Genomic DNA, 19,131 nt, shown 5'->3' with positions numbered 1-19,131 from the left:
ACAGCGCTTATTTTTTTGCAGCAGGTACCCGAATAATGCAAGTACCAGCCAGCCGATCATGCAGAAACTGTTTGTCCTTATCAATCAAGGCCCAGGCCAGCATTGTTGCAAGAAACCCCAGGCTACCCCAAAGCAATGGGCGACTTTCAGGGTGAGCGTAGGCCCAGACCGCCATGGCAAGTGGGGTTGCATAGCCTAAAGAAGCCAATAGCAACCGAATTGCTGCCTGTCCCAATATCAATGGCTGGCCAGTTTGTGTCACAAGTCGCATTCGCCAAGCTCGCATTGCCAATGTCTGGCCACCGTGTGTCCAGCTACGTAGTAGATACCAAGCGTTGGCACCTAACAATAACAACCAGACGATTCGCCAAATCCAAAAGTGGTCAGCCTGGCTATTCGCCTCTGTCTTGCCAAGCAGAGGTAGGATTGCCATCGGGATCAACAAAATCACAAACGACAGTGCAAACAGAATCAGAAATTCATAAACCAGGCAAAGCAAACGCCGGCCAAGGCCGGCGCGCGTCATTTCTTCAAGTGGCATGATGGTTCAGTTTTGTGGTGGTTGGGAGGAGGGAGCAGGCTTGTCAGCTTCCTGAGGCGGCAATGGTGTCACCGTTGTCGTTGTCTTGGGCATGATGGTTCGATTTCCAGACTGCTTGATGCGTTGCTTGACATGGCGACGCTTGTCTGACGGGAGTTGATGTAATTGTCTGTAGTTTTTTCGCGCCAGTGTACGTTGTTCCGGTGTCAATTTGGCCCATTCTCGCAGCTTCGACTGAATGCGGTGTTGTTCAGTGGGTTTCATGGCTGGGAATTTGTTGGCCAGAACAATCAATCGCTGGCGCTGTAAGGCCGGAAATTGATGCCATTCACTTTGCACCGGTTGTAATACTTGTTGTTGTGCTGTTGTCAGTGTTTCCCATCCATCAGGAGCACCAGCCCAAACCAAACTGGCTTGAGCCCACCAGACTGCCAATATCAGAGCTGTTCTAACCATTGATCAAACCCATTATCGACATAAGCACCCAATGGCAATTCATCTGCCAGTAGTACTGCATCGACTTCTTCGTCATAACAATCGTCGTTCAAGACGTGATGGGTGCCGGTCACCATGGCTAGCAACAAGGCCGCGGAAACCCAAGCTGACAACACACGTGGCTGCCAGCCATGACGTATCAGCCAACTTTGTAGCCCTGCCATAACCCGTGTCCAAAAAGGTGTTTTCTGCACATAGGCTTGCAGCGCGCGTTGACGGGCCAATGTCAGACGTTGGGCAGCATTGTCATCCAGCTGTGCCATGTTGGCATCCAGATACTGTTTGACCTGTCGGACTATCCTGTCTTCAATCATTGCCTATTCCTCGATTCCGCAGCCATTCAGCCAATGTGTGAGTTGCCCGGGAGCAATGCGTTTTTACGCTACCTTCCGAGCACCCCATGATGGCTGAAGTTGTTGCCACATCCATCTCTTCCCAATAACGCAGCAGGAAGGCCTCTCGTTGACGAGGAGGTAGTCGATACAATCCTTCCTCAACTACTGCCAGTATCCGATCGCGATCCAACAATGTTTCTGCAGATTCGTGACACTCCTGTTCCGAATCGATATCGATGATGTCAGCGGTATCGCCATCGACAGTGTCTTTCTTGGTATTGAAAGCCGACACCAAGGTTAGCCACAGGGATCGTACCTTGGTCCGACGATAATAGTCGCGGATCTGGTTCTGCAAAATGCGCTGAAACAAGGCAGGCAGCTCGTCGGCGGGCCGTCCGGCGTATTTTTCCGTCAGCTTGAGCATGGTGTCCTGCACAATATCCAAGGCTGTATCCTCGTCGCGCACTGCGAACAAGGCGTACTTGAATGCACGTCGATCGACGCTGCCCAAAAAAGCCGACAATTCCTCGAAGCTTGCCAGACATTGCCTCCGTTAATTAAGTTCCGATTCGTCAGACGCCGAACCATTTCGCCTGTGTTTGCCCGAGCAAGCCGGCAATCTTAGCAAAATCAAACGACTCTTCCCATGTGCGTACTGTGCCATATTGACTGTTGCGCCGCATCAAAGGGGCTTGACCGCTTTCGGGTGTTCGGGTAATTTTGAGGTTCCCTTACCGGGTTCCCCGCGTCGCTTGCACGATTGGCACACAAAGCTGGTTGCGAGCGGCCAAAAGTCGGAACCGTGTTTCGACTCATGCGTGATGCTCTTTGAGCTCCGTGTAACCACAGACAGCAAAGTTGACCACCAGTGACTGAGCCTGTTCCTGATCCCAAGGCAAGCACCCTTCGGGAACGAAAAATCCTTCAATTGAAAAAAGCTCCTTCGAGTGAGCAGAGGACTGTTATGGAACTTTCAGGCGCAGAGATCGTTGTGCGCTGTCTGCAGGAAGAAGGCGTTGAATACGTCTTCGGTTACCCGGGCGGCGCGGTTCTCGAAATTTACGATGCCATCTTCAGGCAAGAAGCCTTCAAGCATGTGCTGGTTCGACATGAGCAAGCGGCCGTCCATGCGGCCGATGCCTACTCGCGTTCCAGTAACAAAGTCGGTGTGGCGCTGGTCACGAGTGGTCCCGGTGCAACCAATGCCATCACTGGTATTGCGACTGCTTATATGGATTCTGTTCCATTGATTGTAATCTCTGGTCAAGTGCCCACCGCGGCAATCGGCCTGGATGCTTTTCAGGAAGTAGACATGGTCGGATGTACCCGGCCTTGCGTGAAGCACAATATTCTCGTCAAAGACATCAATGATCTGGCGGCAGCCATCAAGAAGGCATTCTACATTGCCACAACAGGCCGGCCTGGCCCAGTAGTGATCGACATCCCGAAGGATGTCACGCTGAAGAAGGCCGAATTCAATTACCCAAGTAGTGTGACCATGCGTTCTTATACGCCGATCACCAAAGGGCATCCCGGCCAAATTAAAAAAGCCGTCAATCTGTTGATGGATGCGAAGCGGCCGCTGGTTTACATTGGCGGTGGCGCGGTATTGTCCAATGCATCAGCCCAGGTAACTGAGCTGGTTCGCAGCCTTGGATTGCCATGTACCAATACCCTGATGGGCTTGGGGGCTTATCCAGGTTCGGATAAGCAAAACCTCGGCATGCTGGGCATGCATGGTACATATGAAGCCAATTTGGCGATGCAGTATTGCGATGTACTGATTGCAATCGGTGCGCGTTTTGATGACCGGGTAATCTCCGTTCCCAGTCATTTCCTGTCCAGCCCGAAGAAGATTGTTCACATTGATATCGACCCCAGCTCAATTGCCAAGCGGGTTAAAGTGGATATTCCAATCGTCGGGAATGTACGCGATGTACTGGACGAAATGTTGAACCTGTTGAAACAGACCAATGAGCGCCCAGACCCGAAGGCGTTGGATGCCTGGTGGCAACAGATCAGTGAGTGGCGTGCGCCGAACTCCATGTTCTTCCAGAATTCTGATGAAATCATCAAGCCACAATATGTGGTGCAGACCTTATACGAGCTGACCGGCGGTAATGCGATTGTTACGTCGGATGTGGGTCAGCATCAAATGTGGGCTGCGCAATACTATAAATTTGACCGCCCTCGTCAGTGGATCAACTCTGGTGGGTTGGGCACTATGGGTGTCGGCTTGCCATATGCAATGGGGGCCAAACTGGCCAATCCGGACATGGATGTCTGCTGTATCACTGGTGAAGCTTCAATCCAGATGAACATCCAAGAGCTCTCAACCGCGAAGCAATACCATACACCAGTCAAGATCATCAGCCTGAACAATCGCTATTTGGGCATGGTTCGGCAGTGGCAGGAATTCTTCTATGGCAACCGCTATTCTGAGTCCTATATGGATGCCTTGCCGGATTTCGTCAAGCTGGCTGAAGCTTATGGCCATGTTGGCATGCGTATTGAGCGCCCCGCTGATGTGGAAGGGGCGCTGAAAGAAGCACTGGCGATGAAAGATCGTCTGGTGTTCATGGATTTCCTCACCGACCAGACAGAAAACGTGTTCCCGATGGTTCAAAACGGCAAAGGCCTGAATCAGATGGATTTGCCGCCCCACATGCGCAATCTGCAGCAAGTGGCATCAAGCAAAGAACGCGATTACGGCAATCTGAGTTAAGAGGACGCCCATGCGACACATACTATCCATTTTGATCGAAAACGAAGCTGGTGCGCTGTCACGTGTGGCTGGCTTGTTCTCGGCGCGTGCCTACAACATTGAATCGTTGAGTGTGGCGCCAACTGAAGACCCAACTCTATCGCGTATGACAGTGGTGACCACCGGCTCTGACGACGTGATCGAACAGATCACCAAACAGCTCAACAAGTTGATCGAAGTCGTCAAGGTAATCGACCTCAACGAGTCGGATCATATCGAGCGCGAATTGATGCTGATCAAGGTGCGTGCCACCGGAAAAGACCGTGAGGAAATGAAGCGGATGGCCGACATTTTCCGTGGCCGCATCATCGACGTCACTGAAAAGACTTACACGATCGAGCTGACCGGTACGGGTGACAAACTCAATGCGTTTATCGAAGCGCTGGATCGGGCGGTGATTCTCGAAACTGTCCGTACTGGCGCATCCGGCATTGGCCGTGGCGAACGTATCCTGAAGATCTGATCCACCAAACTAATATAGAACAAGTGCATGCCAGATAGGCTTGCCTTCACGAAAGGAATTCCCATGAAAGTTTTTTACGATAAAGACGCCGATCTCTCCCTGATCAAGGGCAAAAAAGTCACCATCGTTGGCTATGGATCGCAAGGCCATGCTCATGCACAAAACCTGACTGACTCTGGTGTGGATGTAACGGTTGGCCTGCGTAAGGGCGGTGCTTCTTGGAAAAAAGTAGAAGGTGCCGGCCTTAAAGTGGCCGAAGTGGCCGACGCAGTCAAAAACGCTGATGTCGTCATGATCCTGTTGCCGGACGAATCGCAACCAGAGGTTTACAAGAACGATATCGAGCCTAACATCAAGCAGGGTGCCACACTGGCGTTCGCTCACGGGTTCAACATCCATTACAACCAGATCGTACCGCGCGCTGATCTGGATGTAATCATGGTTGCACCGAAGGGCCCGGGTCACACTGTTCGTTCCGAATATAAGCGTGGTGGTGGTGTGCCATCGTTGATCGCGGTATACCAGGATAAATCAGGCAAGGCTCGTGATATCGCGTTGTCTTATGCTGCGGCTAATGGCGGCACCAAGGGTGGCGTGATCGAAACCAACTTCCGTGAAGAAACCGAAACGGATCTGTTCGGTGAACAGGCTGTATTGTGTGGTGGTGCGGTGGAGTTGGTGAAAATGGGTTTCGAAACCCTGACCGAAGCAGGCTACGCACCGGAAATGGCTTACTTCGAGTGTCTGCACGAACTGAAGCTGATTGTTGATCTGATGTACGAAGGCGGTATCGCCAACATGAACTACTCGATCTCCAACAATGCCGAATATGGTGAATATGTCACTGGTACTGAGGTGATCAACGAGAAGTCGCGTGAGGCGATGCGTAACGCCCTGAAGCGCATTCAGAGCGGCGAGTACGCCAAAATGTTCATCTTGGAAGGTAAGACCAACTATCCGTCGATGACCGCGCGTCGTCGTCTGACTGCAGCTCACCCGATCGAAGTGGTGGGTGAGCAACTGCGTGACATGATGCCTTGGATCAAGGCCAACAAGCTGGTTGATCAGTCCAAGAACTAAATCGCCTCAAGCGATTTGATCCGACGCGGCTCCGACAGGTTCGGGGCCGTTTTTACTTTTCAGGTGGGAAATTGGCAGTATCGCCATCTGGTGATATGGTTTGCGGCGAGCCTGTCGGTAAGAATGCCGTTTAGCAACATAAATCCGCTATGCTTTCATAGTAAAATTGACAGCCGATCCAACTGCTATTCAGGTGCAGGCATACCTGATTCGAGAGCCTGCCCTGGGTTGATGTCCAAGACAATGCAATTGGGTCTGGGGGCTTGGTACAAGTTACCCGATGTGTTGTTTATTTGACGAATAAAATTCCCCTAACTTTTTAAGCAGAATTTATGCACCCGTCCAATCGTCGTCGCGATGTGCGCGATATGACTTTGCGCCAGCAAAGTATCTATCTGCTACCTAATCTATTTACCACCGCCGCCTTGTTCGGTGGTTTCTATGCCATTGTACAGGCCATGAATGGCCGCTTTCTGCATGCTTCAGTTGCCATTTTTGTGGCCATGGTACTAGATGGACTGGATGGCCGGGTGGCACGGCTAACACATACGCAGAGCGCTTTTGGGGCGGAGTATGATAGCTTGTCGGATATGGTCAGTTTTGGGATTGCACCCGCATTGGTCGTATACGTCTGGGCGTTGAAGGACCTTGGCAAGATCGGCTGGATCGTTGCTTTCATTTATGCAGTTGGTGCGGCATTGCGACTAGCCCGCTTCAATACTATGCTGTCAGTGCAGGACAAACGATGGTTTCAAGGGCTACCCAGCCCGGCAGCTGCAGCATTGGTGGCTGGCTTGGTGTGGGTATGTACTGAATATGGTATCGAAGGTGAGGCGGTTCGTCCGATTGCGCTGATTTTTACGCTTGCTGCAGGCTTGACCATGGTCAGCAACATACCGTTTTACAGCTTCAAGGAAATCAATGCTCGTAAGGCTGTGCCATTTGTGACTTTGCTGATGGTGGTGCTGTTTATCGTGGCAGTGTCCAGTGGTCCGGCTGAAGTTATGTTCGGTCTGTTCGTAATATATACCTTGGTCGGTTATGGCTTGGCTTTATGGCGGTTGATCAAGCGTAAGCCTGTTAGCAAGGTAAGCAATGAACCGAATCATAGTTAGACAAAAAGTCTAATTATGATTCGGTTCTTCTCGAGCTTTAATTCTGTTGTTTGACACATAGTCTATTTGTAACTATCCTGTGAGGCATCGTACTCACAGGATAGTGCCATGTCATTCGACATTGAACGTCTAATCGCCGACTTTGGCGGTCCCTCCAAGCTGGCCGAAGACTTCAATCGCATTTTCCCTGATGACCCTTTATCGCGAGCCGCCATCTATAAATGGCGGGAGCGAGGCAGTATTCCGTCGGCCCAGATCACCAAGCTGGCTGCCCTTGCCCAGGCAATCGGCCGACCTTTCAATATTCATGATTATTCTGTCCAATCTGGTGCGATGGCTCATCCCACCTTCAGCTGGAGTACGCCGACCATGACTGATCGCTTGTTTATTTTCGACACCACCTTGCGTGATGGGGAACAAAGCCCCGGCGCATCGATGACCAAGGAAGAGAAAATCCGCATTGCGCGCCAGCTGGAACGGCTAGGAGTAGACGTGATTGAGGCGGGTTTTGCTGCCGCCAGCCCGGGTGACTTTGAAGCGGTCAGGGCGATTGCCGAAATCGTCAAGGATTCGACAGTCTGTTCATTGGCCCGTGCCAACGAGAATGATGTCCGCCGTGCTGGTGAAGCGATTCGCCCAGCCAAGTCGGGCCGTATCCATACTTTTATCGCCACTAGCCCCATCCACATGAAGAACAAGCTGCGGATGAGTGAAGATCAAGTGGTCGATGCCGCAGTCAAAGCAGTGAAGATTGCCTTGGAATACACCGAGGACGTCGAATTCTCTGCCGAGGATGCAGTTCGCTCTGAGCCGGATTTTCTGGTACGTGTGTTCGAAGCGGTGATTGAGGCTGGCGCCAAGACCATCAACGTCCCAGATACCGTGGGATACAGTATCCCTGCGGTTTGGTACGACCGCTTGAAGACGTTGATTGAGCGAGTTAAAGGCGCTGACAAGGTGATCTGGTCGACACATTGCCATAACGATTTGGGGATGGCGGTTGCGAATTCGCTGGCCGGCGTGCAGGCAGGCTGTCGACAGGTGGAATGTACCATCAATGGTTTGGGTGAACGCGCTGGTAATGCCAGCCTGGAAGAGATCGTGATGGCGGTGAGGACCCGCCGTGACCTATTCAATCTGGATACCCGGATCGACACGACGCAGATTGTCCCGACATCCAAATTGGTGTCCACCATTACGGGTTATCCGGTTCAACCGAACAAGGCGATTGTCGGGGCTAACGCATTTGCCCATGAATCCGGCATCCATCAGGACGGTGTGCTCAAGCACCGCGAAACCTACGAAATCATGCGTGCCGAAGATGTGGGCTGGCACGCCAACAAACTGACATTAGGCAAGCTCTCCGGCCGGAATGCGTTCCGTACACGCCTGAAAGAGCTTGGTATTGAATTGGAAAGCGAAGAGGCATTGAATGCCGCCTTCGCCCGCTTCAAGGAACTCGCCGACAAGAAGAGCGAGATCTTTGACGAAGACTTGCACGCGCTGGTCAGCGACGAGCTGATTACCCATGAGCAGGAGGACTACAAGTTCGTCTCGCTCGCGACTCATACGGAGACAGGAGAACAGCCCGTCGCCGAAATCGTGTTCGTTGATCACGGACATGAGAAACGTAGCAAGGCCACGGGTTCCGGCCCGGTGGATGCCACTTTCAAGGCAATCGAAGCGCTGGTGGAAAGCCATGCCGAATTACAATTGTATTCGGTCAACGCGATCACCAGTGGTACTGACAGCCAAGGCGAGGTGACAGTGCGGTTGGCTCGAGACGGCCGCATCGTCAACGGCCAAGGGGCAGACACAGACATCATTGCCGCTTCTGCCAAAGCGTATTTGTCGGCATTGAACAAACTGGTCAACAAGGCCGAAAAAGTGCGCGCCCAGCCACTGGTCTAAAGAATGAACGAGGGGGGCGGACCTGGTTCGCCCATTCTTGCTATGTTAATTTCCGCTAACGTTTCTTCCAATTACCTGACTTAGAGCCGCTAACAAAACCCAGCGAAGTGGTTCTGGTTAGGCGCGCAAACAAAGGCAGTACGAGCGTACGACGAGTTTGCACAACAACACCAGAAGGGTTTTGTTAGCGGCTCTTAGCACAGGTTAACCACTCCCGATCAGAATCATTCCAGTTGTCTGATTTCGCTGACAATCAGCACACTTGCTCTCCACGGTTTGAGTAACGTTTTCGTCTCACCTGCAGTCTCCTGCCTTCCCTTCAGCTACATCCGCCTACTGACTGCTTATTAATAACTACTTTTGCACTAGCGCATTATGCATTTCGCTTGCTGTTGGCATGTCGATAAAAATTCATGCGTTTCCCATCCTCAAGAATCCTGAAATAAGAAAATATGCCGCTTTTTATGATAAAAATTGAATTCGAATAGGCGAAAATCGTTATAAATAATTAGAAAATTCCCTGTTAAATAAAAGCTAATTCATATTGATCAATATGGAAATGGCGCTTCAATCAGGAAGAAAGGCTGGAGGCTATGAAGAATATGGGAGAAGCGAATGAGAACAACAAATCTGGATGTCAATGTAATTAATTTTGATGACGGGCAGGAATCACTTCAAGCCAATGGATTTCAAATCATCAAACACAATGAATGGCTGATCCCGTCATCAGTAATTCGACACTGGCAAGCCTTGGCAAGAACTTGGGATGATCTGCCTGTTGACCCATACATGCAAGGTGGTGCGACCTTTCGGCAGCGTAGATTTGGACGGTTTGTACTGGATGAAGCGACAGGTAGTCTGCAGCGGTCTGAGAATAATACCTTTTTCCAAGGTAAAAATATTAATACCTATGCTGGTGGTATTAATCGAGTATTTGAACCGATGCATGATTTGACCTATAGAAATAGATTTCTGCAATATGTAATCGATACTAGCCTTGATCATTTAAGGCAAACATTTAGTGTGACTTCCAGGAGATGGGATATCACTGTTCATCAATTCCGTATTTTGGCGTCATCACAACAAAGTGGGCTGCCAACACCAGAAGGTATTCATCGTGATGGGCACAAGTTTATCAGCATGCACTTAATAGCCAGGGAAGCGGTAATGGGTGGGGTATCGAAGATTTATAGCAACGATAAACGGGAAATCGCGGAAGTGACCTTGGAGAAACCGATGGACAGCATCTTGATGGCGGACGAAGTTGTGATGCATGCAGTGACTCCGGTTTTACCAGTATCACCTGAAAAGGCGGGTTACCGTGACGTTATGGTGATCGATTACAACCTGTTGGATGAATGAGATGAACAGAAGCGGATTGGATTGGCGTGCTGCCACGTATGCATTGCTGAAAGAGGCTTGGTCGGCTAGCTTGCCACTGATCAAAATCACGGTCCCTGTTGTGATTTTGGTGCGGATATTTCACTTGATGGGTCTGAATGTCTGGATCAATCAGGGGCTCAGTCCCTTTATGACTTGGGTTGGGCTGCCGCCCGAAGCTGGCATCGTGTGGGCATCGGCACTGGTTGGCAACCTGTATTCTGCCTTTCTGGTGTTTTTGTCACATGCCGGCGATCTGCAATTAACTGTATCGCAGGTAACAGTACTGATGACCATGGTGCTGGTCGCTCACTCCTTTCCAATGGAGTTGCGAGTAACCCAGCTGGTTGGCATTCGTGTGATGTATATGGGCTGCTTGCGCTTCTTCGGAGCAATCGTGACCGGTTGGGTGTTGACCAAGGTCTACGCGTCGCTTGGCTTGTTTCAGACAATTGCACCGTTGCCTGCATTGTCAGCGCAAGGGCCGGCAACAGGATGGGCTGACTGGGCATTGGGTGAGGTACGTAATCTGTTCATGATCTATTTCATCGTGCTGGCATTGATTCTGCTGATGAAAATACTGCGTCTGCTGCGGGTTGATGTGCTGCTGGAGTACGTTATGTGGCCATTGAATGCATTGTTAAAGACTGATCAGAAAACCACCAGTTTCAATGTAATTGGAATGATTGCCGGGATTTCATACGGTGGGGCATTGATGATGAACGAGCTGAAACAGCGTGCATTCACCCGTCGTGACATTCTTGTCACCATGACATTCATGGGGTTGGCACATGGTTTGATCGAAGAGACGCTACTGATGATGGCCTTGGGTGCGCATTGGAGCGGTGTATTGCTGGGGCGCCTGTTATTGGCTGTGGCCGCGGCTTTTCTACTCGGCGGTGCATTGATGTTGCTCCCGGTGTTGGTCAATAGTCGGTTGCTGGCCAATAGCCGGCTACGGGTCATATCGAATTAAGTGTGTTGAAAGACAGAAATGATTATTGGAATTACAGACAGAATTACCAGCCTGGGCCCGATCGAGCAGGAATTTGAAGAAAATGGCATGACCTTCCGCTTCTTCAATTCGCTGAACGAATATGACTTCAACGAGCAGGATCTGGCCGAAGTGGATGCCTTATTGGTATGGCACGCCAAGCTCACCGACTGCACTGCCAGCCGCTTGAGGAAATGCCGAATCGTCGTGCGTTATGGTGTTGGATATGACCAGGTGGATGGGGATGCTCTGGCGCGTCGTGGTATCCCTTTTGCAAACAATCCTTCCTATTGTACGGAAGAGGTGGCAGATAGTGCCGTTGCCATGATTCTGTCGATGACCCGCAATATTGGCAGGCATGATGCATTGGCGCGTAGTTATGGCAAAACCTGGCAGGAGAATTCGTTACGGTCCCTGCGTTCCCGTGCCTGCAAAGTTGGCCTGGTTGGTATCGGCCGGATTGGTGCAGCTACTGCGTTGCGTCTTCGAGCCCTGGGTTTCCAGGTAATGGCATATGATCCGGTGGTACCGGCTGGTACGGAAAAAGTGCTGGGTGTACAACGTGTGTCACAATTGGACGAGCTGTTATCAGCTTGCGACGTGGTTTCGCTACATTGCCCATTGACCCCGGAAACGACAGGATTGATTGATCAACGTTTCCTGGCTGCCATGCGGTCAGATGGCATTCTGGTGAATACTGCACGCGGCAAGATTCTGCGTTCCCTGGATGATCTGTATGAGCACATGCAGGCCAATCCATATTTCCGTGCATCATTGGACGTATTGCCACAAGAGCCGCCGAGTGACCATCCGTTGATCGCCGCATGGCGTGAACGTGCTCCCTGGTTGCATGAGCGATTGGTCATCAACCCGCACAATGCCTACCACTCGGATGCTGCATACGTGGACATGCGTCGTGATGCGTTGGGAACCGTGTGGTTGGCGTTGCAACATCAGCGACTGCAGAACATTGTCAACGGTGTGAAAGCTGGTTGATTGTGTCAATGATCATCCAGAACGGGCCTGTATTGGCCAGTTCTGGATGTAAAAAGGGGGCGTAATGAAACAAGTCTATATGCAACATGATGGTCAGGCGGTTGTGGTAGCCAACATCTTCTGTATCGGTCGTAACTATGCGGCACATGCCGCAGAGCTGGGAAACCAGATCGAAGAAAAGCCACTGGTATTTTTGAAGCCGACTTCGGCAATCAATTCAGATGGCGAATCTATCGTGTTGCCAACCTTTTCGGCAGATGTACACTATGAAACGGAACTGGTGCTGTTGATTGGCAAGGGTGGTAAGCATATTGCACCTGATGATGCTTTGGCGCACATTGCGGGATATGGCATTGGCCTGGATCTCACGGCGCGGGATATCCAATCACAAGCCAAAGCGAAAGGGCTTCCATGGACCCTGGCTAAAGGTTTTGACGGGGCAGCCTGTGTTTCTCATTTTTTGCCAGCAGCTGAGCTGCCCGATCCGGGTCATTGTCAATTCCGGATGCGTCAGAACGGCGAAATCAAACAGCAAGGTGATACGCGGCTGATGCTGTTCAACATTTCTTATCTGATTGCCTATCTCAGTACGGTATTTTCACTAAGCCCAGGTGATCTGATTTTTACTGGGACACCTGAAGGCGTTGGCCGATTGCAGTCAGGGGATGTCGTCGAGCTGGATTTGGCGAACCGGCTGCATGCTAAATTTGACGTTGCCTAGCTCACGTCAGGTTTGCGCAATGGGAATGGTCGTGGAGTATTTGATGGTGCTGATCACCACCATTGTCTCAAATTCACGGATGTTGGCGTTGGAGAGCAATACACGCTGCGAAAAAATGTTGAAGGCAGCCATGTCTGGCACGCTGACAATCAATACGTAGTCGGCGCTGCCAGTAACGTTATAGCATTCCAGTACCTCCGGGGATTCGCGAACGACGCGGTGAAAGTGCTGCTGCAAGTGAGTTTGCTCATGTGCAAGACTAACTTGGAGCACCATGCGCATTTTCTGACCAACCTCATCCGGATTGATCAAGACAACATCTCGTTGAATCACCTCAAGTTCGCGTAAGCGCTGAACACGGCGATAGCAGGCAGATGGCGATAAAGCCACGTGCTGAGCAAGTTCATACTGGGTTAGCCGCCCATTTTCCTGAAGTAGGGTAAGGAGTTGTAGATCATAGTTATCGAGAGTGGTCTTACTCATCATGGCGGTCGTTCAAAGGCTGGTGGCGCGTACTGTCAAATCGGGCCGGAATCCGACCTGGTTTCTAAATAAATTTTTCATTAGCCGCATATTCGATTTCATGTGAACGATTTCAATGTGGGCGCCGATTGTAGGCAGGGCCGACTGATAACGGCTATCAGCCAAAGGTCGGAAAATAACCCCACCAAAGGTCGGAAATGATCTGAAATAGGTTCGACTTATCGCTGAGGTATTTCAGCCATTTGGTGGAATTATGCATACATCTGCAAGTTTTCAAGTTGATCCTGATCGACGAACGTACCGTCGGAAGTCCTTGACTCGGTTATAATCGCGTCATGCCTACGCCTTTACACCCTGTTGGTATTTTCGGCGGCACCTTCAATCCTATTCATTTCGGCCACCTGCGTATTGCTCAAGAGCTGATTGATGCCTTGGGTTTGAAGCGCTTGCACTTGATTCCTACCGGCACGCCACCACACCGTGCAGCTCCGGTGGTATCGCCTGAGCAGCGTGCACAAATGGCGCGACTCGCGGTGCAAGGACATGCATCGATTGTGCTGGATGAGCGAGAGATCGTTCGAAATGGCTATTGCTACACAGTCGATACACTGGCGGAGTTACGCGGTGCATATGGCCCGGTGCAACCTTTGGTACTGTTGACTGGGGCGGATGCTTTTGTGGGTTTGACGGGTTGGCATCGCTGGCGTGAGCTGTTTGAGCTGGCGCATATCGTGGTCGCCCATCGCCCTGGTTTGCTGTCTGATGCCTGGCAGGATGCGATGCCTGCAGTGTTGCTGCAGGAGTACGAAAATCGCGTCTGCCATGATGTATTGGCATTGACCGAATCGCCAGCTGGTCGGGTGATGGCGCTGACGGTGACGCAGTTGGATATCTCGTCCACTGCCATCCGACGCATGGTACAAAACGGGCGCAGCCCACGTTATCTGTTGCCGGATGTCGTATTGCGCTACATTGAAGAACATTCCCTGTATGTTGAGTAATGCATGAATACTGAAGAATTGAAGAAAATTGCGATCGAAGCCCTGGAAGATGTCAAAGCCAAGGATATTGTAGTACTGGATGTTGGCAAGCTGACATCAATGTTTGAATGGCTGATCGTGGCAAGTGGTGACTCCAATCGCCAAGTCAAAGCACTGGCCAATAATGTACGTGAAGACGTCAAAGAAGCTGGCGGCGAAGTGCTGAGTGTGGAAGGCGAGCAATCCGGTGAATGGGTGTTGGTCGATCTGGGCAGTATTGTGGTACATGTCATGCAGCCAGCTGTTCGTGATTACTACAACCTGGAAGCACTGTGGGGTGGGCAAAAACCGACCTATGTCCCCAAGACCGCAGCTTGGCAACATGCTGAGTAAAACCGGTTTACTGTTGATCGATCTGGTGATGCAATGAAGTTGCATATTCTGGCCGTTGGTCATAAGCAGCCGGACTGGATCGACACGGGTTTCAACGAGTATGTTAAGCGCATGCCACGCGAATGCAGTATTGAACTCAAGGAAATCAAACCAGAAAAGCGCGTGGGGGGCAAAACTGCTCACCAAGTAATGGCGGCTGAAAAAGCCCGCATTGGCGCTGCTTTGCCGGCAGGCTGCCTAGTGGTTGCGCTGGACGAGCGCGGTGAGAACTGGACCACTGTCAAACTGGCCGAGCGCCTGAAACAATGGCTGAGCGAAGGGCGTGACGTGGCCTTTGTGATTGGTGGTGCTGATGGCCTGGATCCAGCTATCAAACAACAGGCTGGTAAGCTGTTGCAACTCTCCGCCATGACCATGCCCCATGGCATGGTGCGGGTGTTGCTGGCCGAGCAGCTCTATCGTGCCTGGTCGATTATCAACAACCATCCCTATCATCGAGAATGATCTCTGACCGTCGAATCTATCTTGCGTCCGGCAGCCCGCGCCGTAAAGAATTGCTGACCCAGTTGGGTATTCCGATTGAGGTTATCCGCGCTGATATCAACGAAGATCCGTTACCTGACGAAGCCCCGATCGCCTATACCGAGCGATTGGCACGTGAAAAAGCGAAGAACGGCTGGTCGCATGTACTCCAGTTTGGTCTACCACTACGTCCGTTGCTAGCGGCTGATACCACGGTCGTACTGGGGAACGAGATCATTGGCAAGCCATATGATGCAGCCGATGCGGCAGCAATTTTGCGACGTTTGTCGGGCAACGAGCATCAAGTGATCACATCGGTCGCAATGTGCGATGCAGAGCGAATGATCGTCCGTACATCCGTGAGTACGGTCCGTTTTCGTTCGTTGAGTGACGACGAAATTGACGGTTACGTCCATACCGGGGAACCGATGGACAAAGCGGGGGCCTATGGTATTCAGGGGTTGGCCGGTATCTTTGTTGAAGAAATCCGTGGCAGCTTTACCGGTATCGTCGGGCTGCCATTGTGTGAGACAGCGGCTTTACTAGCCGATTTTGGGCGCCCCGTGCTATAACCGTCTGGACTGGTATCCACAACAAAGCGGCGGGCCATACCCGCCGTTTTTGCGACATGAAAGAACACATCCTTATCAATGTCACGCCGCAGGAAACGCGCGTGGCCACCATGGCCGAAGGCGTGGTGCAGGAAATTCACCTGGAACGTTCCGCGCAGCGCGGCTTGGTTGGCAACATCTATCTTGGCCAAGTGCGCCGTGTATTACCTGGCATGCAGTCCGCCTTCATTGAAATTGGCTTGGAACGCGCGGCATTTTTGCATATTGCCGATGTGATTGAGCAGCGACAGGCACCGGGGGAGCCGCAACGTATCGAGCATCTGATGCATGAAGGACAAGCAGTGCTGGTGCAGGTGATCAAAGATCCCATTGGCACCAAAGGGGCACGTCTTTCGACGCAGATCAGCATTGCCGGTCGTTTCCTGGTGCATTTGCCACAAGAGAATCACATCGGTATTTCACAACGGATCGTCGATGAGGAAGAACGCGAACACCTGCGCGAACGGTTGGAAGCGCTCCTTCCCCCTGAATCCAGTCATGGCTACATCATTCGTACCAGTGCTGAAACGGCCAGTGACGAAGAGCTGAAGGCTGATATCGACTACCTGTCCCGTATTTGGGAGGACATCCGCCAGAAATCTCGTAGCGTTCCACCGCAAACTGTGCTGTATCAGGATTTGAGTTTGCCGATTCGCGTGCTGCGCGACTTTGTCGATCTGGAAACTGATCGCGTTATTGTCGATTCGCGTGAAACCTTCCAGAAGATGACCGAATTTGCTACCTCCTATGTGCAAAATGCAACTGAGAGAGTTCAGCACTATACGGGTGACCGGCCCCTGTTTGAGCTATATGGAGTCGAGGCGGAAATCGAACGCGCATTGTCACGTCGGGTCAACCTTAAGTTTGGCGGATATCTGATCATCGACCAGACGGAAGCCCTGACAACGATCGATGTGAATACTGGCGGTTTTGTCGGTAATCGCAGCTTTGATGAAACCATCTTCAAGACCAACCTGGAAGCAACCCAGGTGATTGCACGTCAACTGCGGTTGCGTAACTTGGGTGGCATCATCATCATCGATTTCATCGATATGGAATCAGATGATCATCGCCATTCAGTGCTGGCAGAGTTGGAAAAGGCGCTGGCGAAAGATCGTACCAAGGTGACCGTCAATGGTTTCACCAGTTTGGGGTTGGTGGAGTTAACCCGAAAGCGTACCCGCGAAAGCCTGGCTCATCAGCTGTGTGAGTCTTGCCCAACCTGCCAGGGGAGGGGTGAGATCAAGACCGCTCAGACCGTCTGCTATGAAATCCTGCGGGAAATCTTGCGAGAGGCACGGCAATACAATGCGAAGGAGTACCGCATTCTTGCTTCGCAAAGCGTGATCGACATGTTTCTTGACGAAGAGTCGCAAAGTCTGGCGCAACTGGCAGACTTCATCGGTAAGCCGATCAGTCTGCAAGTCGAAACAGCCTATTTTCAAGAGCAGTTCGACGTGGTGCTGATGTAACAGTCCATTGCCAGGTTCATGGTGAGCCTGGCAAACAAAGCCAAGAAACAGTCGAGTAGCCAAGATGACGAGTCCGTTCAAAGGGAAAACCGGTATCCGACGTATTTTGAATGCCGCGTCGTATTCGCTCGACGGTTTGAAGGCGGCTTATACCGGTGAGGCTGCATTTCGGCAATTGACCTGGATGGCGCTGGTACTGGTTCCGCTGGCATTTTGGTTAGAGGTTACGCGGTTGGAGAAAGCACTGCTGATTGCCGTAGTGCTGTTTTCACTGGTGATTGAGCTGTTCAATTCCGCAGTCGAAGCGGCGATTGATCGTATCTCTTTGGAGCGGCACGAGTTGTCCAAACGTGCCAAGGATATGGGTAGTGCTGCTCAAATGATCGGGCTGTGCATTATTGCCCTGACCTGGGGGTTGATTCTGACCCCTTGAATACTCATGGTATAGCTTGTTAGGGCGTGCCCCAAATTGCAATCGGCATGCTGGATAGTTCCAGGCCTCGCATTTCCACCGTTCCCATTGATGGGCCTTTCCCCACCGAAATATAGCCTACCCGCATGTTAGTAATGGTTTGCGGGAAATCCACCACAATCGCGTTGACGGCAGGAGAGGTGTCATCATTGACGATACCAATTCCAACTGCCATGGTGCCATATAGGTCTGCGTAGCTTATGGTTTGTGGTGTACCACCGCCAAGCGGCGTCAATGTCAACGTGGCATCACCCAAGGGTTTGACATCAACACGAAGTGGTGCCAGAAACAGGATGGGATTCTGATAACCAGTTCTAATGACTGAGCCCAACAGGCGGGTCAGCGGGTTCGATTGGTTATCGATGACCACCAAATTGCCAGTGCCCAGGGCGAAATCCCCCAAGGCCAACTGATTTCCGTCATCGATCCACGAGATCGAATCGATATGCGTTTTGAGTTTCAGGGTAAAACTGATCCCCTCCTGTCCGGTCGTTTCACTTAATCGAGTGTCATCCATCGGGTAAAGATCGGCTTGAGCAGGAAGGCAGACACCGCAACATAACGTGCCGACCAATAAAAGCTTGAGCATGATCCATTGTCCTGTCTGATTTGTTTTAGAGCTATTGCACTAGTATAGGCATTGGCATCGGTATAACCAAATCAGTATGTTGCGTGGACAGGAGTCATGAATAGCAGTCGCAACAGACCGCTACAAGCTATATCCGCAAGTAATTGAATGGGTTGGAAACATTCAGTTTGGGTTCAGTCGCTGGAGCGTAGCATGGCTTCATCAAAAGACGACATGGTTCGTTGCTCAGGAGAACAAGATGAACAAGCTCAAATTGACTGTATTGCTGATGACTGGTCTGGCGACAGTACCAAGCTTCGCGGAGTCTTTTACCGACTATGCACGGGTGAAAAGCGCCGTTCCGGAGTATGAGCGCGTCAATCGGCCACGCCAGGATTGCTCAACCGAGTACATTTATGATGGTGGCCGTCGTGCCGCCTTGCCCAGCCAGGACCGTAGTTATGGTGGTGCTGTGATTGGTGGTATTGCTGGTGGTGTGCTGGGGAATCAAGTGGGCAAAGGTCATGGGCGTGAGGCTGCGACTGCTGCAGGTGCAGTGATTGGGGCATTGATCGGCGATCGCATGGACAATGGCGGAGAGCGCATCGAGCAGGTCTACAATGATGAACCGCGGGAAGTGCGCCGTTGTCGTAATATCGATAATTGGGAATCGCGCGTAACCGGATATCGTGTGACATATGAATATGCGGGCCAGCGCTATACAACGATCATGCCGCATGATCCGGGTAATCGTATGCGCGTAAGAGTATCGGTTGACCCGGCAGAGTGAGCCGGTGATGCGTTATCCTGACAGGTAACATTTGCACCAGCCCCG

Annotated in this window: 22 protein-coding genes; 16 read left to right on the top strand and 6 right to left on the bottom strand. The window is 51.4% G+C overall.

The window, feature by feature from the left end; genetic code table 11:
• Positions 1–7: 7 nt before the first annotated feature.
• From FFS57_RS13090 to FFS57_RS13075, 4 genes are read right to left on the bottom strand one after another with little or no spacing between them, the layout of a single operon-like run.
• The gene (locus FFS57_RS13090; RefSeq protein ID WP_137938252.1) at positions 8–541 is read right to left on the bottom strand and encodes an RDD family protein; all 534 of its coding nucleotides are present in this window, start codon (positions 539–541) and stop codon (positions 8–10) included.
• A gap of 6 nt (positions 542–547) precedes the next feature.
• Positions 548–997, bottom strand: coding sequence for a DUF3106 domain-containing protein (locus tag FFS57_RS13085; protein ID WP_137938251.1), 450 nt, complete (start codon positions 995–997; stop codon positions 548–550).
• The gene (locus FFS57_RS13080) at positions 979–1,350 is read right to left on the bottom strand and encodes a DUF3619 family protein (protein WP_137938250.1); all 372 of its coding nucleotides are present in this window, start codon (positions 1,348–1,350) and stop codon (positions 979–981) included. Before FFS57_RS13080 ends, FFS57_RS13085 begins: the two co-directional genes overlap by 19 nt.
• Entirely contained in the window at positions 1,343–1,912 is a 570-nt protein-coding gene (locus FFS57_RS13075; protein ID WP_137938249.1) for an RNA polymerase sigma factor, read from the bottom strand. The genes FFS57_RS13080 and FFS57_RS13075 overlap by 8 nt, the downstream gene beginning before the upstream one ends.
• A 423-nt stretch (positions 1,913–2,335) precedes the next feature.
• On the opposite strand from FFS57_RS13075, the gene ilvB reads away from it, so the two are divergent.
• From ilvB to FFS57_RS13030, 9 genes are all read left to right on the top strand, one after another.
• Entirely contained in the window at positions 2,336–4,096 is a 1,761-nt protein-coding gene (ilvB, locus tag FFS57_RS13070) for a biosynthetic-type acetolactate synthase large subunit (RefSeq protein WP_137938248.1), read from the top strand.
• 10 nt (positions 4,097–4,106) lie between these two features.
• The gene (gene ilvN / locus FFS57_RS13065) at positions 4,107–4,598 is read left to right on the top strand and encodes an acetolactate synthase small subunit (RefSeq protein WP_137938247.1); all 492 of its coding nucleotides are present in this window, start codon (positions 4,107–4,109) and stop codon (positions 4,596–4,598) included.
• A gap of 63 nt (positions 4,599–4,661) precedes the next feature.
• Positions 4,662–5,678 carry a ketol-acid reductoisomerase gene (gene ilvC, locus FFS57_RS13060; RefSeq protein WP_137938246.1) on the top strand — a complete coding sequence of 339 codons (1,017 nt, stop codon included), beginning with the start codon at positions 4,662–4,664 and terminating at the stop codon, positions 5,676–5,678.
• 332 nt (positions 5,679–6,010) lie between these two features.
• Complete coding sequence (gene pssA, locus FFS57_RS13055) at positions 6,011–6,793, top strand: CDP-diacylglycerol--serine O-phosphatidyltransferase (RefSeq protein ID WP_137938245.1); 783 nt, start codon at positions 6,011–6,013, stop codon at positions 6,791–6,793.
• 108 nt (positions 6,794–6,901) lie between these two features.
• On the top strand, positions 6,902–8,704 hold the full coding sequence (locus FFS57_RS13050; protein WP_137938244.1) for a 2-isopropylmalate synthase: 1,803 nt from the start codon (positions 6,902–6,904) through the stop codon (positions 8,702–8,704).
• A 615-nt stretch (positions 8,705–9,319) separates the two neighbouring features.
• Complete coding sequence (locus FFS57_RS13045; RefSeq protein ID WP_137938243.1) at positions 9,320–10,066, top strand: 2OG-Fe dioxygenase family protein; 747 nt, start codon at positions 9,320–9,322, stop codon at positions 10,064–10,066.
• A gap of 1 nt (position 10,067) precedes the next feature.
• Positions 10,068–11,060, top strand: coding sequence for a hypothetical protein (locus FFS57_RS13040; RefSeq protein ID WP_137938242.1), 993 nt, complete (start codon positions 10,068–10,070; stop codon positions 11,058–11,060).
• 18 nt (positions 11,061–11,078) lie between these two features.
• Entirely contained in the window at positions 11,079–12,074 is a 996-nt protein-coding gene (locus tag FFS57_RS13035; protein WP_137938241.1) for a C-terminal binding protein, read from the top strand.
• 64 nt (positions 12,075–12,138) lie between these two features.
• Entirely contained in the window at positions 12,139–12,795 is a 657-nt protein-coding gene (locus FFS57_RS13030; protein WP_137938240.1) for a fumarylacetoacetate hydrolase family protein, read from the top strand.
• 6 nt (positions 12,796–12,801) lie between these two features.
• Here the strand turns inward: FFS57_RS13030 and FFS57_RS13025 are convergent, their stop codons facing one another.
• The gene (locus FFS57_RS13025; RefSeq protein ID WP_137938239.1) at positions 12,802–13,281 is read right to left on the bottom strand and encodes an Lrp/AsnC family transcriptional regulator; all 480 of its coding nucleotides are present in this window, start codon (positions 13,279–13,281) and stop codon (positions 12,802–12,804) included.
• 332 nt (positions 13,282–13,613) lie between these two features.
• Here FFS57_RS13025 and nadD point away from each other — a divergent pair, with 332 nt between their 5' ends.
• The 6 genes from nadD to FFS57_RS12995 all read left to right on the top strand — a co-directional run bounded on the left by nadD (position 13,614) and on the right by FFS57_RS12995 (position 17,689).
• Complete coding sequence (nadD, locus tag FFS57_RS13020) at positions 13,614–14,279, top strand: nicotinate-nucleotide adenylyltransferase (RefSeq protein ID WP_137938238.1); 666 nt, start codon at positions 13,614–13,616, stop codon at positions 14,277–14,279.
• A 3-nt stretch (positions 14,280–14,282) separates the two neighbouring features.
• Positions 14,283–14,651, top strand: coding sequence for a ribosome silencing factor (gene rsfS / locus FFS57_RS13015; RefSeq protein ID WP_137938237.1), 369 nt, complete (start codon positions 14,283–14,285; stop codon positions 14,649–14,651).
• A 33-nt stretch (positions 14,652–14,684) separates the two neighbouring features.
• On the top strand, positions 14,685–15,155 hold the full coding sequence (rlmH, locus tag FFS57_RS13010; protein WP_137938236.1) for a 23S rRNA (pseudouridine(1915)-N(3))-methyltransferase RlmH: 471 nt from the start codon (positions 14,685–14,687) through the stop codon (positions 15,153–15,155).
• Positions 15,152–15,745, top strand: a complete 594-nt coding sequence (locus FFS57_RS13005; RefSeq protein ID WP_137938235.1) for a Maf family protein — start codon at positions 15,152–15,154, stop codon at positions 15,743–15,745. Before rlmH ends, FFS57_RS13005 begins: the two co-directional genes overlap by 4 nt.
• A 56-nt stretch (positions 15,746–15,801) precedes the next feature.
• The gene (rng, locus tag FFS57_RS13000; RefSeq protein ID WP_137938234.1) at positions 15,802–17,256 is read left to right on the top strand and encodes a ribonuclease G; all 1,455 of its coding nucleotides are present in this window, start codon (positions 15,802–15,804) and stop codon (positions 17,254–17,256) included.
• Between the two features lie 64 nt (positions 17,257–17,320).
• Positions 17,321–17,689, top strand: coding sequence for a diacylglycerol kinase (locus FFS57_RS12995; protein ID WP_137938233.1), 369 nt, complete (start codon positions 17,321–17,323; stop codon positions 17,687–17,689).
• Between the two features lie 19 nt (positions 17,690–17,708).
• Here FFS57_RS12995 and FFS57_RS12990 read toward each other — a convergent pair whose 3' ends face one another.
• Positions 17,709–18,317 (bottom strand): DUF6160 family protein, encoded by a 609-nt coding sequence (locus FFS57_RS12990; RefSeq protein WP_137938232.1) that lies wholly within the window; start codon positions 18,315–18,317, stop codon positions 17,709–17,711.
• Positions 18,318–18,555: 238 nt separating this feature from the next.
• Between FFS57_RS12990 and FFS57_RS12985 the strand changes: the two genes are divergently transcribed.
• On the top strand, positions 18,556–19,086 hold the full coding sequence (locus FFS57_RS12985) for a glycine zipper 2TM domain-containing protein (RefSeq protein ID WP_137938231.1): 531 nt from the start codon (positions 18,556–18,558) through the stop codon (positions 19,084–19,086).
• The last annotated feature ends 45 nt before the right edge of the window (positions 19,087–19,131 follow it).

It is taken from the genome of Chitinivorax sp. B, from assembly GCF_005503445.1.
Classification (GTDB): Bacteria; Pseudomonadota; Gammaproteobacteria; order Burkholderiales; family SCOH01; genus Chitinivorax.
This window is presented reverse-complemented; position numbering and strand designations above follow the sequence as displayed.